Source organism: Methylacidiphilum caldifontis (genome assembly GCF_017310505.1).
GTDB lineage: Bacteria > Verrucomicrobiota > Verrucomicrobiia > Methylacidiphilales > Methylacidiphilaceae > Methylacidiphilum > Methylacidiphilum caldifontis.
On sequence record NZ_CP065957.1, the window covers coordinates 1,960,927 to 1,976,677 of the forward strand.

16 protein-coding genes are annotated in these 15,751 nt (G+C 41.6%); 7 read left to right on the forward strand and 9 right to left on the reverse strand.

The window, feature by feature from the left end; genetic code table 11:
- Nucleotides 1-43 precede the first annotated feature (43 nt).
- Nucleotides 44-1,012: an acetyl-CoA carboxylase carboxyltransferase subunit alpha gene (locus IT6_RS09110; RefSeq protein ID WP_206826187.1), complete on the reverse strand. Its 969-nt coding sequence runs from the start codon at nt 1,010-1,012 to the stop codon at nt 44-46.
- A gap of 100 nt (nt 1,013-1,112) precedes the next feature.
- Here IT6_RS09110 and ribH point away from each other — a divergent pair, with 100 nt between their 5' ends.
- The 5 genes from ribH (at nt 1,113) to hpt (ending at nt 4,777) form a co-directional block, all read left to right on the forward strand.
- Nucleotides 1,113-1,556: a 6,7-dimethyl-8-ribityllumazine synthase gene (gene ribH / locus IT6_RS09115; protein ID WP_134439332.1), complete on the forward strand. Its 444-nt coding sequence runs from the start codon at nt 1,113-1,115 to the stop codon at nt 1,554-1,556.
- Between the two features lie 262 nt (nt 1,557-1,818).
- Nucleotides 1,819-2,253, forward strand: coding sequence for a transcription antitermination factor NusB (gene nusB, locus IT6_RS09120; protein WP_206826188.1), 435 nt, complete (start codon nt 1,819-1,821; stop codon nt 2,251-2,253).
- Nucleotides 2,254-2,272: 19 nt separating this feature from the next.
- On the forward strand, nt 2,273-3,118 hold the full coding sequence (ftsY, locus tag IT6_RS09125; protein ID WP_206826189.1) for a signal recognition particle-docking protein FtsY: 846 nt from the start codon (nt 2,273-2,275) through the stop codon (nt 3,116-3,118).
- The gene (ribD, locus tag IT6_RS09130; RefSeq protein WP_242524204.1) at nt 3,099-4,181 is read left to right on the forward strand and encodes a bifunctional diaminohydroxyphosphoribosylaminopyrimidine deaminase/5-amino-6-(5-phosphoribosylamino)uracil reductase RibD; all 1,083 of its coding nucleotides are present in this window, start codon (nt 3,099-3,101) and stop codon (nt 4,179-4,181) included. Before ftsY ends, ribD begins: the two co-directional genes overlap by 20 nt.
- Nucleotides 4,182-4,186: 5 nt before the next feature.
- A complete protein-coding gene (gene hpt / locus IT6_RS09135; protein WP_134439335.1) occupies nt 4,187-4,777 on the forward strand; it encodes a hypoxanthine phosphoribosyltransferase in 591 nt (196 codons plus the stop codon).
- A gap of 126 nt (nt 4,778-4,903) precedes the next feature.
- Here the strand turns inward: hpt and IT6_RS09140 are convergent, their stop codons facing one another.
- Complete coding sequence (locus IT6_RS09140) at nt 4,904-5,374, reverse strand: phosphate-starvation-inducible PsiE family protein (protein ID WP_134439346.1); 471 nt, start codon at nt 5,372-5,374, stop codon at nt 4,904-4,906.
- A gap of 253 nt (nt 5,375-5,627) precedes the next feature.
- Complete coding sequence (lnt, locus tag IT6_RS09145) at nt 5,628-7,232, reverse strand: apolipoprotein N-acyltransferase (protein WP_206826191.1); 1,605 nt, start codon at nt 7,230-7,232, stop codon at nt 5,628-5,630.
- A 126-nt stretch (nt 7,233-7,358) separates the two neighbouring features.
- Between lnt and IT6_RS09150 the strand changes: the two genes are divergently transcribed.
- Nucleotides 7,359-8,882, forward strand: coding sequence for a peptidylprolyl isomerase (locus tag IT6_RS09150; RefSeq protein ID WP_206826193.1), 1,524 nt, complete (start codon nt 7,359-7,361; stop codon nt 8,880-8,882).
- A 4-nt stretch (nt 8,883-8,886) separates the two neighbouring features.
- On the opposite strand, the gene IT6_RS09155 is transcribed toward IT6_RS09150, so the two are convergent.
- Nucleotides 8,887-9,999 carry an LptF/LptG family permease gene (locus tag IT6_RS09155; RefSeq protein WP_134439844.1) on the reverse strand — a complete coding sequence of 371 codons (1,113 nt, stop codon included), beginning with the start codon at nt 9,997-9,999 and terminating at the stop codon, nt 8,887-8,889.
- Nucleotides 10,000-10,058: 59 nt separating this feature from the next.
- Here IT6_RS09155 and IT6_RS09160 point away from each other — a divergent pair, with 59 nt between their 5' ends.
- A complete protein-coding gene (locus tag IT6_RS09160; RefSeq protein ID WP_134439845.1) occupies nt 10,059-10,661 on the forward strand; it encodes a D-sedoheptulose-7-phosphate isomerase in 603 nt (200 codons plus the stop codon).
- Here IT6_RS09160 and accB read toward each other — a convergent pair.
- The 5 genes from accB to IT6_RS09185 all read right to left on the reverse strand — a co-directional run bounded on the left by accB (nt 10,654) and on the right by IT6_RS09185 (nt 15,748).
- Nucleotides 10,654-11,109, reverse strand: a complete 456-nt coding sequence (accB, locus tag IT6_RS09165) for an acetyl-CoA carboxylase biotin carboxyl carrier protein (protein ID WP_134439846.1) — start codon at nt 11,107-11,109, stop codon at nt 10,654-10,656. The two genes, IT6_RS09160 and accB, sit on opposite strands and share 8 nt — an antisense overlap.
- Before the next feature lie 263 nt (nt 11,110-11,372).
- Nucleotides 11,373-12,248, reverse strand: a complete 876-nt coding sequence (locus tag IT6_RS09170; protein WP_206826195.1) for a DNA replication protein — start codon at nt 12,246-12,248, stop codon at nt 11,373-11,375.
- A complete protein-coding gene (gene tmk / locus IT6_RS09175) occupies nt 12,232-12,873 on the reverse strand; it encodes a dTMP kinase (RefSeq protein ID WP_206826196.1) in 642 nt (213 codons plus the stop codon). Before tmk ends, IT6_RS09170 begins: the two co-directional genes overlap by 17 nt.
- Nucleotides 12,861-14,270 carry a cysteine--tRNA ligase gene (gene cysS / locus IT6_RS09180; RefSeq protein ID WP_206826197.1) on the reverse strand — a complete coding sequence of 470 codons (1,410 nt, stop codon included), beginning with the start codon at nt 14,268-14,270 and terminating at the stop codon, nt 12,861-12,863. Before cysS ends, tmk begins: the two co-directional genes overlap by 13 nt.
- Before the next feature lie 50 nt (nt 14,271-14,320).
- Nucleotides 14,321-15,748, reverse strand: coding sequence for a dihydrolipoyl dehydrogenase family protein (locus IT6_RS09185; RefSeq protein WP_206826198.1), 1,428 nt, complete (start codon nt 15,746-15,748; stop codon nt 14,321-14,323).
- Between the last annotated feature and the right edge of the window lie 3 nt (nt 15,749-15,751).

The window sequence follows — 15,751 nt, forward strand, 5'->3', positions numbered from 1 at the left end:
AAAAGCAGCTGGATTAAAGTAAAAAGTAAAGATCCCTATTTTTTTATTCTCGATTTTTTTCAACCCATTGACCAATGGTTCGGTATCGAAGATAGCGGTTTTCTAACAGTTGTTGAGGATTGACATCCAACAAGGCGGTTAAGCTTGAAAGCAAGTGGTCTTTGAGCATTTTAGCCGCAGCATCCCAATCCCAGTGAGCACCACCAGGAGGTTCGGGAATAATCTGGTCAATGATATTAAACTGAAGCAGTTCCTGTGCCGTTAACTTCAGATAAGAAGCTGCCTGTGGAGCATATTTTTTGTCTTTCCACAAAATGGCTGCACACCCTTCGGGGGATATGACCGAATAGTAGGCATGTTCCATCATTAAAACCTTATCTGCAACCCCAATGCCCAATGCTCCACCACTTCCTCCTTCTCCGATCACAACCGAAATGATAGGGACAGTCAAACCGAACATTTCCATAAGATTATTGGCTATGGCTGCACCAACGTGTCTTTCTTCTGAACCGATACCTGGATAAGCTCCAGCGGTGTCTATAAATGTAATAATGGGAAGACGGAACTTTTCAGCCAGTTTCATCAGTCTCAAGGCCTTTCGATAACCTTCGGGCATAGGGCAACCAAAATTCCTTGATAGGTTTTCTTTTAATGTTCTGCCTTTCATCTGGCCAATAGCCATGACTTTTATGTCGTCAATGCTGACAAATCCCCCTATGATCGAAAGATCGTTTCTGAAGAGCCGGTCTCCATTAAGCTCGAAAAAGCCGGTTCCTATCCTATTGATATAGTCCAAAAAGTAGGGTCTTTTGGGGTGACGGGCAATCTGAACTTTCTGCCAAGGAGACAGGTTGGAATAAATAGCTTTTTGGGTTTGTTTCAGTTCTTCTTCAAGGATGCTCTGTTGCTTTTTTAATTCTTCAGCAGAAAGCGTTTTGTCGTTTTTTATGAACTCCAAGCGTTGCTGAAGATCGATTATAGGTTTTTCGAATTCTAGATAACCGTTAGACATAAAACTTAAAGTGTATCGGTTTTTTTAAGAATAAAAAAAATAAAAAGATCGCATTTTACAAAAAAGAGTCTATCACCAGTTTATATTGAAGCAAAGGCCTATGGAGCAAAAAGGACCATTTCGATTTGGAATCATTGTCAGTTCTTACAACAAGGAATATACAAGCCGGATGGTAGAATCCGCCCTGAGTGTATTGAAGGGAAACACGGTTGATGTCGTTTGGGTTCCCGGCTCTTTTGAAATCCCCCTTCAAGCTCAAAGATTAGCCAAGAAAAAGATCTATGACTGTATTCTCTGTTTTGGAATCGTATGGCAAGGAAAGACCGCTCATGCCACTGAAATACTTCGTGCTTGTACGGATGCTCTCATGAGGATTGGCCTTGAAAACGATGTTCCGGTTATCCATGAAATTCTGTCTGTTAGCAATGAATCCCAAGCCAAGGCCCGTACATCAGGCAGGCTTGATCGAGGCGCAGAAGGGGCTAGAACAGCACTCCAAATGGCCTCGTTGAATTATAATCATGATAATGGATCAAAAGAGTAATCCTCTCTGACCCTAAAAGGGATGACGGCTAGCTGGATACTAAAAAAATAAAGTTCTTAAAGTTATCGTGAAAAGTTCAGGATAAAAAAAGAAGAAAAGCAAGCTTAGGGACTTGTTCATTTTGGTTGTATGTCCAGCTTGGCTTTAATATGAGATAAAAACAACAAAAGAGATAGAAAAAATGACCACCCCTCTGTATATTTGAGCGGTCTATTTTTGATGTTCTTTTTATCCTTGTTGGAGAAGTTCAAAAGTTGGGAATATGATAAGCAGGCGAAAAATTAGAGAAAGGATAGTTCAGTTCCTTTACCAATGGGAGATGAGTAAAGGCATTGGGTTTGAAGAAATGCTTAGGCATTTCTGGGATTTTTCCCAATTCGATCAAAAAGAAGATAGGCAGCAAGTAGAACAATGGCTTAAGGCTATTGCCCAGCATAAAGAAGAGATTGAAAAAAAGATTAACAGTTATGTAAAGAACTGGAGTGTGGATAGACTTGCCCTGGTTGATAAATGTATTCTTATCATGGGCATCTATGAGATCTTTTATAGAAAAGACATTCCTCCAGCTGTGAGTATCAACGAGTCGGTTGAAATTGCAAAGAAATATAGCACGGAAGAATCGGGCAAATTTGTCAATGGCATTCTTGACTCGGTTCTCAAGGATTCGGGAAGGAAAGCTTGGGTGTCATGTCCTTAATAAGCTTAAATAGAAGAATATGTCTTTTTGGAGAAATTTAGTTGGAAAATTTGTTAGTCTTGTTGGACCCAAGGAGCAAATCGACTGGGAAGCTCTTTTGATTGAATCTGACATGGGAATAAATCTTTCCCAGAAACTCTATGCTCTATTGGATAAAGAGGGACTACTTGGAAAAGCTGAGCTAGCCGAAAGAAGGATTAAAAACGAACTCTTGCATATCCTTCAGAACCATAAGGCTCCTTTACCTGTAGGCAAGCCTGGGGTTATCCTCCTTGTGGGAGTCAATGGGGGGGGAAAGACGACTACAGCCGCAAAGCTTGCCTATAGGTTCAAAACCGAAGGCAAGAAGGTTTTTTTTGCTGCTTGTGATACCTTCAGAGCGGCGGCTACTGAACAGCTTAAAATCTGGGCAGAAAAGTTGGATGTTCCCATGGTTTCAGGAAAGGAAGGTGCAGATGCTGCCAGCGTTGCTTTTAGAGCTTTTGTTCAAGCCTCGGAGGCCCAGGCTGATTATTTGATTGTCGACACGGCGGGAAGACAAGCGAACAAGAAAAACTTGATGATGGAACTAGGAAAACTCAAAAGAACATTGGAAAAAGTTTCAGCTCAAACCCCTCTTTTTATTTTACTTGTTGTTGATGGGACTTCGGGCAGTAACATTCTGGTTCAAGCCAAAGAGTTCAACGAGGCTCTTGGTCTTTCGGGGATGATCATGACCAAGCTTGATAGTTCTTCTAAAGGTGGCATGGTGGCTGCTGTTAAATATGAACTGGGTATCCCGACCTATTTTATTGGTCGGGGTGAAAATCTTGAATCTTTAGAAGAGTTCAATCCGGAGGGATTTGTTGAAGAATTCTTTTCCTGAAGATCGTTATTGGATGAAGGAAGCCTTGAAATGCGCTCTTTTAGGGGAAGGATTGACAAATCCCAATCCTGCCGTTGGGGCTGTACTGGTCAAAAATGGAGAGCTCATCGGAAAGGGCTATCACAGCAGAGCAGGAGCGGCCCATGCGGAGATCGAGGCGATCGAAGATGCAAAAAAAAGAGGCATATCGGTTTGCGGATCAACCTTGTATGTTACTCTTGAACCCTGCAACAGTTGGGGAAAAACGCCCCCATGTACCCAGTACATTATTAGGGAAAAGATCGGTCGTGTAGTGGCTGGATCCCCTGATCCTAACCCCAAAAACAATCCGAGAGCTGTTGAAGTCCTGCCTTCTATGGGGATCAGTTTTTCATGGGAACTCCTTGATGAAGCCCTTTTTCTTAATCGGGGGTTTTATCATAGGGTTTTGACAGGAAAACCCTGGGTGATCGCCAAGATCGCTATGGCTATAGATGGTAGCCTTTCTGCAGGAGTGGGAGATGAAAGATGGATTTCAGGCCTTCCCGCACGCACCTTAGCCCATAAGCTAAGGATGGTTGCCGATGGCATCTTGATTGGAGCGCAGACGGCAAGAGTAGATAACCCCCAGTTAACCATACGGCTCGTAGACAAACGGTATAAAGTCCAACCGTGGAGGGTGATCCTTAGTCTTTCAGGAAAGTTACCCAGAGATTTAACCCTATTTAGAGATGCTTTTAAAGAAAGGACTTTGGTGTGTGTGAGGATGCCCATGGAGATGGTGCTCAAGGAGTTGGGCTCAAGAGAGGTGAGTATTTTACTCGTGGAAGGGGGAGCAGCCGTTCTGCACGAAATGCTTAAAGAAGGATGTGTTCATGAGATTTCTTTTTTCCTTTCAGCTGTAATCATCGGTAAACAACCCCTGGATGTTAACCCGTACAGTCCTGCCAACCTTTCTTTTCCTTTTGCATTAGTCAAGCCCTCATGGGAAAAATTGGGTGAGGACATTTATTGTCATGGACTTTTAGAAAAAGGATCCAAGTTTCTTGAAAGCATTCGGATAGAGTATGCCAGCAAAGGATAAAGTTTATGAGTGGTTTTGTAGATCGTCGTTGCGTTGGAACTCATTATAGGATAGGCAGGGTACTGCTTACCCAACAAAGTATACAGAAGAGAGTTGCCGAACTTTCCATAGAAATTCGGAAAGAATACCGCAAAAAACCTTTTATGATCTTGGGTCTTTTAAATGGAGCCCTTTTTTTTGTAGCTGATCTTTTGAGAAACTTACCTTTAAGAACAGAGGTCGAGTTCTTGCAAGTTAAAAGTTATTCTGGAACTTCTTCTCGAGGATATGTCCAAGGCCTGGAGTTGATAGATAAAACAAGGGTAGCCTCCAAGCATATTCTGGTCATCGATGATATCCTTGATACGGGCTTAACATTATCGACCGTAAGGGAGGAACTTTACAATGCGGGAGCAAGTGCTGTTGAATTTTGTGTGCTTCTGAGAAAAAAGAAAGAGGGTCAAAAAGCGATCGAACCGAAGTGGATAGGATTTGAAATTCCTGATGAATTTGTCGTGGGTTATGGCTTAGATTTTGAGGGGATGTTCAGAGCTTTGAAATCTATTCGTTCTTTTTCTGTTAATAAGGAGAATGGAGGACATATTGTGAGCAGTTAAAGAAAAGGTGCTTTTAGGTCCAGGGATGAACAGTGGCCGTTTAGGGGAGCAAAAAAAGAGGCCAGGATTGGCTACAATACATGCTGGATTTGGGTTCATGGTGAAGAGGGAAAAAAAGAGAAAGATTTAATCTTTTCTTTCCTGTTCTTTCTGAGGGGATTCTGTGAGGGAGCGCTTGGATGTAGACCAGAGTATGGGAGGGAACATCAGGGCAATAGTGCGGCCTAAAACAAGAACGATGACCGCAAGGCTCCATATCAAGACGTTCAGACCGGAGATCTTTTCATCAAGAAGTGAAAGCATCAATTCTCTAAGCACAAAGGCTGCTCCCGCCTCTAATAGAACATGAAGCCTGATACGATCGAATTGGAAATATTCAACAAAAGCACGCAAAAGCTCAAGGATAACGACTAGGGAAAGAATGCGGCCTACAAGATCTCTAAAGCTCCAGGCCGTTGCATTTTTTGTTAATCCAGGTGTAAGTTCCCAAACACTGCGCACTATTTCTACTCCTAAGCCGACAAGAAGAAGAAAAATGATCAGGTTAAAGGCCACAGCAACCGCCATACGAAAAAAATAGAGAAGAACCTTTTGCATCGTATCCTGTGTCTGTCAGTGATCTAAAAAGGTTTAAGGACCGGTCTATAAAAAAACTTTAACATACTTCAAAACTAAAAATCGTCAAATGTATAAAGCTAGCTTTCCAGATGGGCTTTGTGGGGGATGCTGATAAAAAACTGGCCTTTTTAGGGCTGCACTGAGACTTTGAGTAACCTTTTTTTATTAGTTTCTATCAAAACAATACAAGCGGAGAGAGATAGATATAAGCTTTAAAAAAAGGATCTAGGGTTTAATTTTTTTTGATTATCTTTTTATGGGAAAATGGAGGAACTAGGAGGAGTCCCAAACTTGTAAAGGCCAAGAGAACGATCCAATCTCCAAGTTTTTGATATGGAGTGGCTACGGGGTGATGCCAGTAAGCTTCTCCGAGCAGAATCCCCTTGCAATCTACCGCTTTGCCCTCTTTTTGGGTAAGCATCTGGGTTATTCTTCCTCTTTGGTCTATCCACACCGATATGCCCGTGTTTGTACATCTAAGCATAGGAATGTCTAATTCGACTGTCCGGAAAAGGGCATTTATCATGTGGAGGAAAGCTCCCGGGGAGTCTTTGAACCATCCATCGTTGGTAATATCAATAAGAAGATCGGGGTTCTGGGCTGTCATTTCCCGTACGTAGCTGGCAAGGGTGTCTTCAAAACAGATCAAAGGGGCGATTTTGAGTTGGGGTCTGTCAAGAAAGAAGAGGTTGTGTTCTGTGCCAGGAGAAAGATCGATCTGAAAAGGAACTAATTTACGCAAAAACGGAAAAATATGGGCAAAAGGGGTATATTCACCAAAAGGAACGAGGTGGTTTTTCGCATAAACTTGAGGATCTTCTCCAGCAGATTTGTATAAAACGGCCACATTGAACAGTTCGGTTGCGGAGGCTTTGAATGATCCGGCAAGAAAAGAAAAAGGATGAGCTTCTTGGAGTTTATGGATCGGTTCAAGAAGTTTGGGTGAAGCAAAGAAGTCGATGCCGAAAGGACTTTCCGGCCAACAAACAAGATCGGGCTTGAAGCTTAGGGTTTGTCGACTTAAAGTAATTTCTTCAAGGAAGGCTTCTTCAGGATCAACGGGAATGTATAAATCTTGAGGGATATTGGGTTGAATGGCTGCGAAACGGATTTTTAAGGCTTTGTCTTCGGCAGAGTCTTTGATTAACCGCTGTTCTCCATAAAAAAAACCGAGTCCAAAAAGAAGGATTGCCGTTAGGGCTTCAATTTTTGGTAAATAGAGTAATTTTGTAGTAAAATGGCTGAATACGGATCGGACCATAAAATAAAGAAGGGCATTAATAAAAGCGATGAACCAGGAAAGCAAGAATACCCCACCCAAACTACAGAGTTGGATAAGAAGAATGTTTTTGTAGGCGCTACTGCCTAGTTCATTCCAAGGAAAGCCGCTAAACAACCAACTTCTAAACCATTCAGAAATGATCCACAAGTTGGCAATTACGAGAGCATTGATTAGGTTATCCTTGGCCGAAGTGGATTGATAATTTACAAACGGAGGGCTTATTGCTAAGAGCCAAATTGCGGGATAAAGCGCTAGATAAGCAATGAGGGCAACTGTTCCGATAACAGTGACGAGCCCAATCCACCAGAATGATAAAGCAAAAAAAATGATTCCGAAAAAAAACCCACAGCCGAATCTTTTTACTGGGCTCTGCTTGTAAAAATCGCCGCTTGCAATGAGAGGAATAAGACTTATCCAGCAAAAAGAAGATGGGATTTTGGGATTAAAGCAAGAAGCTAAAAGAATGGCTGAAAGAGTTGGAGAAATAAAAAAGAAGAAAAGATCAGTTAGAATGGATTGTTTTGTTTTTTTTTCTTTTATTTTTAGATTGTCCATAGACTGATTAATCACTTAAGACCATAAAAAGAAGAAAATGAAAATAATGTTAAAGAATAGCCCTTTTCTTTTTAGCATATCTTCGAGAATGGAGGAGAAAAGGATAGAGAAAAAAGAGAACAACCTATGTTAAAAATTCTACGTACGCATTCATGGTTACTCATCATTGTACTTGCGGTCATTGGCATCTCTTTCTTATTATTTTTTAACATACCCGCTTTAAGCGGATTGAAAAATCCTTCGGTTGCTAAAATAGCAGGGAAAAGTATTTCACTAGAAACTTTTAGGCTAGCAAGGCAAGCCAGTTCCATAGAAATGGCACTGAGTGGACCCGCTCAAAACTATGGAGAAAATACACAGCTGGTACTCGATCAGATGGCCTGGACTAGGCTCATTTTTCTCCAGGCAGCAAAAGAGTTGCATTGTATCGTTCCAGAGGAAGAAGTTGTCCGGTTTATTCAAGGGCTTCCTTTTCTTCAAAAAGATGGGAAATACGATGCTTCGACTTATAAGCGGTTTGTCTCCTCTTTTTTAAATCCCCAGGGAATATCCGAGGAGAGGTTTCTGCAGGTTATGCATGAAGAACTGCTTATTGGAGAACTAAAAAAGGTTTTGGTAGCCCCTATTGAAGTTATACCCAAGGAAGTGGATGAGATATATACCATGACTTTCGGCCAAGTCCAGGTTTCTCTATTTCGGATGAACCTTCAAGAGTTTATGAAGGATATACAACTCAAAGCTGAGGAGATAGAAAAAGAATATAAAAATCATCCTAAAGATCCAGATTATTATACCCCTGAAAAACGAAAAGCCGGTTTTGTTTTTTTCCCCTTTCCTGAAAATATCCAAAATTTAAAGGGAAAAGAGCTAGAAGATGCCAAAAGGAAAATTTTAGAAGAAGCAGAAGATTTTGCCATAGAAGCCTCACGGCAGACGGAAACAGCCGAGATGAATATGGAAAAGCTAGCTAAAGAAAAAAATTTAACTTATCAAACGACCGAACCGTTTACATTAGATAAACCGCCGGTCACTGTTGTGGATCCTCCAAAATTTTCCAAAACCGTTTTTGAACTGTCTCTGGATAAAGCGGTCAGTGAACCGGTTGAAACTTCCAAGGGATATTATGTCATTGTTCTTTTGAACGTTGAGAAAGGCGTGTTACGCCCTTTCAATGAGCTAAAACCAGTAATTGAAGAAAAACTGAAGAGAAAGAAAGCTTTTGAAGCCTTGTTCCAAAAATCAGTGGGAGTTGAAAAAGACTTGAACAAGGCTCTTAAAGAGGGCAAGGATCTCGAGCAGATTGCAAGCAAAGAAGGGCTGATGGTTGAAAAGCCCCAGGCTTTTATTCCCGTTGATCCCCCAAAAGATTTGGAAGCAGCTAATGAAATCGGTTTTATATGCCAGTTACTCGAGCCTTTGCATTTAAGTCATTTTTTACCTACTCCTAGCGGAGGTGTTTTTGTTTATTTGAAGAGTAGGTCTGCTCCAACCTTACCCAATGAGATGGAAATCAAAGACAGACTCGAAAAGGATCTGCTCATCAGCAGAAGACAAGCTTTCCTTGAGGAATGGGTGCTGAATAGGAGTAAACTTCCTGGATATGCTCCTCCTGCCTCTCTTTTGCAACGATCTGCAGCTCAAGAAAACTAACCGGTTAAGAATGTCTTGAGAACAAACGTATCCCAAAAAGTGGAGCGATCCTGTAAAGGGAAAAAAGAGTGAATGCGGCTAGCGGACTAAAGATGGCAACAGCTGGGGGAATCCTCGAACCTTGACCTAAAATTTGAAAAAAATGGAAGATTAAGTAAAAAGCGATGAGAATAAACAGAGCGTTAAAAACTCCTGCCGTAGGATGCCTGCTGCTTAGTCTTCCTCCCTCGGCAAGCCCAATTAGAAGAAGAACAAGCATGGATAAAGGTTCAGCAACCAAAGTATAGAACTGGACTTGATAAGGAGCAAGCAGGGCTTTTTGGATACTACGGGGTTTATCGATCAATTTCCAGAGTTCGGAAGCATTAAGATCACGGGGTTTTTTCTCAAGGGCGACCATTTGTCTAGGAGGGGTATTCCAGGAAACCAAAGAGAGCGTATCGAAATAGGTGCTTTGGGAAAAATTGTTTGCAGAGTCATAATCAATGCGGTTAACCTCGTTGAGGGTCCAATGATTGTCTTTCCATATAGCCCTTCGTGCGAAATATTTTTTTAGATCTTTTCCTGAATTTTCTTGAACGACAACTTCTACATCTTCTCCTTGATTTTTGGTGAAATCAAGTTGTCGAAAATACCATACTCTTTTTTCAGCTTCTTCTTTATAAATTATTCCTCGAACAGCATGCACAGCGGCTTTGTTTCCTTTAATATCTTCCATTATTTGGTCTCTTTTGGCCTGAGAGTTGCCTCCTGGACCAAGTTGAAGGGCTGTAAGAGAAAGGGTCATCAGCACTCCGATAATCAAAAAAGGAGCAAATATTTTTTGTAGAGGAACCCCACAGGCTTGCATGGCTATGAACTCCCCATGTCTGTGCAGTTGCATGAGAAAGTAAAGTGAAGAAAAAAGAGAAGCCGGAGGAACAATCATGATGATAACGGCTGGAAAATAAGCCAGATAATAGTGAAAAATTTGACTGGCGGTAGCCTTGTTTTGAATGAAATCTTCGAGTGAACCAAAAAGATCGGCAATAATAACCAAGGAACAGAATGCGATGATTGTAAAAAGCAGGGGAAATAAAAAGCCCTTGAAAAGATAACGAAATAAAATCTTGTTCATTATTCAGCAGTCGAATATAGCATGTATGATGCTGCGGCCGTTATTTTTTGATAGAAAACATGGATAACATAGCTGTTAACTCAAGTCAAATTATTGGCAAGGAACTGGCTGAGCTCTGTGATTTAACAACCAAACTGCAAAAGACCACGAGCGTGCTTTTAAATATTGCAGAGCGCATACTGCACTGTTTTGAACAAGACAAAAAAATTCTTTGTGCGGGCAATGGCGGCAGTGCAGCTCAAGCAATGCATTTTGTTGAAGAGTTGGTCGGAAAATTCAGGAATGAAAGAAGACCTCTTGGTGCCCTATCGCTCGTTTCAGATGGGCCTACTCTCAGTTGCATCGCTAATGACTTTGGCTATGACGAGGTTTTTTCAAGACAGATAGAAGCTTTAGGGAATGTTGACGATCTGTTGATTTTATTCTCCACCAGTGGGGCTTCCCGCAATCTTGTTCGTGCCGTCCATACGGCAAAAAATCTTGGAATGTTTTCTGTTGCTTTTTTGGGTAAGGGGGGTGGAGAACTGGCTCACCAGGTTGATTTAGCTTGGATTGTTCCGAGTGAGAGTACTTCGAGAATTCAGGAAATGCATTGTTGGGCTACCCATGTACTCCTTGAAATCGTCGAAGAATGGGTAACGTTCCAGCAAAAAATCAAATAAGTTTTACTCTGAAAAGAGGTCTGTTAAAATCCACCGGTTTGCCATTTTCCGCTAATACCTCGGTAATAATCCCATGCAGCTCTGCTTTTATCTCGTTCATGACCTTCATTGCTTCAATAATACAAACTACGGTATCCTCGTGGACTTCCTGTCCAACCTCGACGTAAGGTTGAGCGTTAGGGGAAGGAGCCCTATAAAATATGCCTACCATGGGTGAACGGATTTCTGCTGTTTGAGAAGGGCTTAACAGTGAAGTCTCTTTGTCTTTGATTTCTACAATATGTTGGCTACTTCCTAAATAGTGAGGCGGAGGGTTGGGTAAGGGTGGGGGGTGAGGGGCAAAGTCCTTTCTTAGCCTGATTTTCGAATTTTCTTCTTCAATCTCGATTTCATTAAGATTGTTCCTGACCATCAGTTCGATAAGTTCGGTAATTTTAGCTATGTCCATAGATTTTTCCCATCTCTATCAATATCTTCCATTTTGAAGAAAATATCACTACAATCAATGCATTTCATCGACAAATCATGATTTTAAAAAACAAAAGAAAGAAAACCTGGCAACGGTCAAGCTTGTCAACCCCCTAGCTTCACCTTGGTTTCGGTCCATGTACTTTAAGGATTTGATTAATTTTTGTTAAATTTTTTAACGTTTTCTAGAGTCCTATTGCGCTTAGTACCTGGCTTTGCGTTAAAAGAAAAAATAATATTTTTTTAATTCCGGGTAATATTTCTAGGGAGAAAAGCGGCTTCTATGGCCAGGCTTTCTTCCATGCCATAATTGAGATCCTGGTTAAGTCTTTCTACACGGCGTATCTCTTCTATTAATTTTAAACAACTTTGAGCTGAAGCCCCTTTTTCCATTTCCGCTTGTATTTTATGCCAGCAAGCCAGTTCTACGAGTCGTAAAAACCGTTCCCTTTTTTCGAGTATTTCTAGGGCAACCCCTTCTTGGCTTTCTTTTTCTTGCTGGTCTTCTTCTTTTTTTTCGGATTCAATGGCAATTTTAGCCTTCTGGATAAAATCATTAAGAAAAGCGATTTTTTTTAGCCTTCCTATTTCTTCCTCTTCTTCGATTTCAAGCCATTTTTGAACCTCGGGCCAGATGTCTTGATCTTCAGGAGAAATTTCAAAAGGAAAGCCACTGACTGAAAGACATAAACATCGGGATAAAAGAGTAGGAAATAGAGCCATCGGTCGAGTTGAAGTTAAAATGATGGTCGTATTGAAAGGAGGCTCTTCGAGAGTTTTTAAAAAAGCATTAGCTGCTTCTCCTCCTCCAAAACACATGGATTCGGCTTGCAGGATGAGACAAACCTTCCTAGACTCTCGATAAGGTCTTAAATAGAGATCCCTGCAGACATCCTTGATTTGCTGAACGCTGATCCGTTTTAATTTTGTCTGGGGTTTAAGGAGGTAAAAATCGGGATGTTTTGAGGGATCAGAGCCGAGCAACTCTCTAGAGATTTCCATCCCCAAGTTCAACAATAAAGAAGAACTAACCCCGCTAATAAGATAGGCCGAGGCGATCCTTTGGTTCAAGATCGCTTTTTTAAAAAGCCCAAGACAATTTTCATAACTCAAAGACATTTTTGACTTTCTCCCATATCCGAGCAGAGATTGTTTGAGGACTAGATGTTCCTTCGATAATGTAAAAACGCTGAGGCTCTCTTTTAGCCAGATCAAGATAAGCTTGCCTTATCTGTTTTAGGGAATTTTCAAATTCATCTTGCAGCCGGTCCGTAGTTGTTTTTGAGCCATCCCTCTTTTTGATCCTTAACTGTGAGCACTGATAGGGAATATCTAAGAGGATGGTCAGGGAAGGTTTTATTCCTGATGAAGCTAGGGCATTTAATTGTTCAATAATTTTTAATGGGATACCGCGAACAATCCCCTGGTAGACCAGAGTTGAATCGGTGAACCGATCAGCAAGGATCCATGAGTTTTCAGCCATTCCAGGCTCGATGACTTGCTTGATCAGCTCCACTCTACTGGCTTCGAATAAAAACAGTTCTGCTAGTGGACTTAGGCTAAAGGAAGGGTGTTTGAGAATCTTGCGAAGCCGCTCTCCTAATTTTGTTGTTCCTGGCTCTCGGACGACAACGACTTTCTCTCCACGGTTTTCCAACCGTTTTTTGAGCAGCCGAATCTGTGTGGTCTTTCCACATCCTTCACTGCCTTCGAAGCTGATGAAACGCGTTTTTACTCTTTCCATGCTTTCTGTCCTTCGGGGGTATCCTGGACAATCCAACCCTTGTCTAGAAGTGCTTGTCTTAGCCTGTCGCTTGTCTGCCAATCCTTTTTTTTACGGGCCTCAGCCCTCATCGAAAGAAGGGATTGAATTTCTGGGGGTATTTCTACGTTGAGTTCTCCAACTCCTAAAAGAGAATCTACAAGCTGCCAGCTTTTATAGAGAGGAGGCAACTGCTTGCCCTCATCCATCATCCGATTGGTCAGTCTGATCCAATCGAACAGATGGCCAACGGCCTCGGTTATATTCAGATCGTCAGCTAAGGCTTCTAAAAACCGGCGATTAAACGATATTTGTTCGTCGGTTTCATGACCTAGAAATTGAGAAGGGGGGATATCTCGTTGCCTACTCAGCCATGAGTCTATTCTTTTAAGGGCTTCCCGAGACGATTCCATTCCATGCCAGCTGAAATTGAGGGTTTGTCGGTAATGGGAAGAGGTCAAAAGATGATACCGAAGTACCCTGGCACTGAAACCTTTGTTTAGAACATCTCGTAAAGTATAAATGTTGCCCAGTGATTTTGACATTTTTTCACCTTCAACAAGAACATGGGAAACGTGGAACCAGTGACGGACAAATTTAGTACCGGTCATGGATTCACTCTGGGCTATTTCGTTTTCGTGATGAGGGAAAATCAGGTCTACTCCACCGCAGTGAATATCAATTTGCTTTCCTAAATAACAAATGCTCATGGTTGAACATTCGATATGCCACCCCGGTCTACCTATTTCCCACGGAGAAATCCAGCCGACATCTCCATCTTCGGCTTTTTTCGCTTTCCAGAGTGCAAAGTCACCATAATTTTCTTTGACATATTCATCTGAAAAAACCTGTGTCCCAATCTTTAATTTCTCTTTATCTAAATGTGAAAGCTTTCCGTAGTCGGGGAAAGAGGAGATACGAAAATAAACCGAGCCATCCTGACCTATGTAAGCATGATCTTTTTCCAGGAGTTGGCGAATGAATTCGATCATTTTTTCAATATGTTCGGTAGCCCGCGGTTGAAAATGAGGCTTGAGCATATTGAGAGTCCGCATATCCTTTTCAAATTCATCAATATAACGTTGGGTATAGGCGGCTAAGGAAATGCCCGCTGCTCGCGAAGCAGCGATGGTTTTGTCATCCACATCGGTATAGTTCATTACGTGAGTGACTTTATATCCAAAAAGCTCAAGTGCCCGGCGTAAAAGATCAACGCAAAGAAACGTTCTGAAATTACCGATATGGGCAAGATTATAAACGGTTGGACCACAGGCATACAGGGTAATCTGTGGAGGATGAATTGGATTTATAGGTTCGATACTTCGAGAAAGAGTATTGAAAAGTTTAAATGGGGGAAGTGGGAATGAGAAATCCATCATGGCTTGGTACTTCAGTTTTGAGTTAAAGAGTTGCGTTGTTCAAGGCAAAATCATAAAGTTAGCTTTACAGGATTTTTTTCTTTTTTTTCCCTAACTGTAGTGAAAATTTCTTCGGCTGGGTAGCTTATGATTTCAGAAAGGGTAGGATGATAAAAAGGCATTTTTACAAGGTCTTCAACAGTTCCTTTGAAATACATACATTGGGATAGTTGATGGATCAACTCCGAGGCATGAGGCCCAATGATCGTTCCAAAGAGAATTTCTCCTGAAGAAGGATCAGCACAAATTTTTACGAAACCCTCTTCTTTACCTTCAATAATAGCTTTACCATGGTCCCTGAACATATACTTTGCACAGAGCACCTTGCGATTTGAAGGCAATAGCCCCACCATCGCGACTTCAGGATCGGTAAAAACAACCTCCATAGTTAAACGCCTTGATACAACATGTGTTGGAGACTTCCCTGCAAGGATTTCGAGTGCATTCTTTGCCGCGACTTCTCCTTCTTCTCTTGCAATGTGCACTATGCCAAAGTTGGCTGAGGCATCTCCAGCTATGAAGATATGAGGAATAGAGCTCTGCATTTTATCATTGATAGACAAAGGTTGCATTGAGGTATCAATGCCAATTTTTTCTAGCCCCAGTTTTTCGATGTTAGGTTTTCTTCCAAGAGCATAGAAAATTTCTTCAGAAAAGACTTCAGTCTTTTTCCCTTTGTGAAGAAAAGAAACTTTTTTTCTTCCCTTTTCTTTTGTTACGGCCTTGATTTGGGTATCGCTAAAAACCGTTATGCCTTCGGATAGAAAAGATTCTTTGAGACAATCAGAAACTTCCGGGTCGAACGATTTTAAAAGCCTGGGACTACGTTGAACAATCGTTGTTTTGCAACCGAGCCTGGAAAAAAACTGGGCGAACTCACATCCCACTGGACCTCCTCCTAAAACGGTCAAGCTTCCAGGAAGTTGGTTAAGCTCTAGTGCGGAGTCGCTTGTGAGGAATCCGGTTTGTTCTAACCCATCGATAGGCAGGATATCGATGAGTGAACCCGTAGCGATGATAAACGTTTTTGAAGAAATGACTCGTTCTTTAGAGTCAGCTTCTTTGATGAGCAGTTCATTGGGATTTATAAAGGAAGCGCTTCCACGATAAAAATCGACGGGCAGAGAAAGAATTTCTTCTTTCCTGTAACGGGCAAATTCTTCGATCAAGGTTTTTTTCCTCAACTGGATAGAAGGCATATCCGCAGAGACGCTTCCGACTTTTAATCCAAAACGGTTGGCTCTTCGGATTTCCCAGTAGCGGTTACTCGATTCGATAAAAGTTTTTGAAGGCATGCACCCTTTGAGAATACAGAGTCCACTCAGTTTTTCAGCCTTGTCAATCAAGGCGATAGAGATCGGTTCTTTAGAAGCCAACGATGCAGCAGCAAAACCTGCTGATCCTGCTCCTATAATGGTTAGCTCGTAATGTTTTTTCATTTA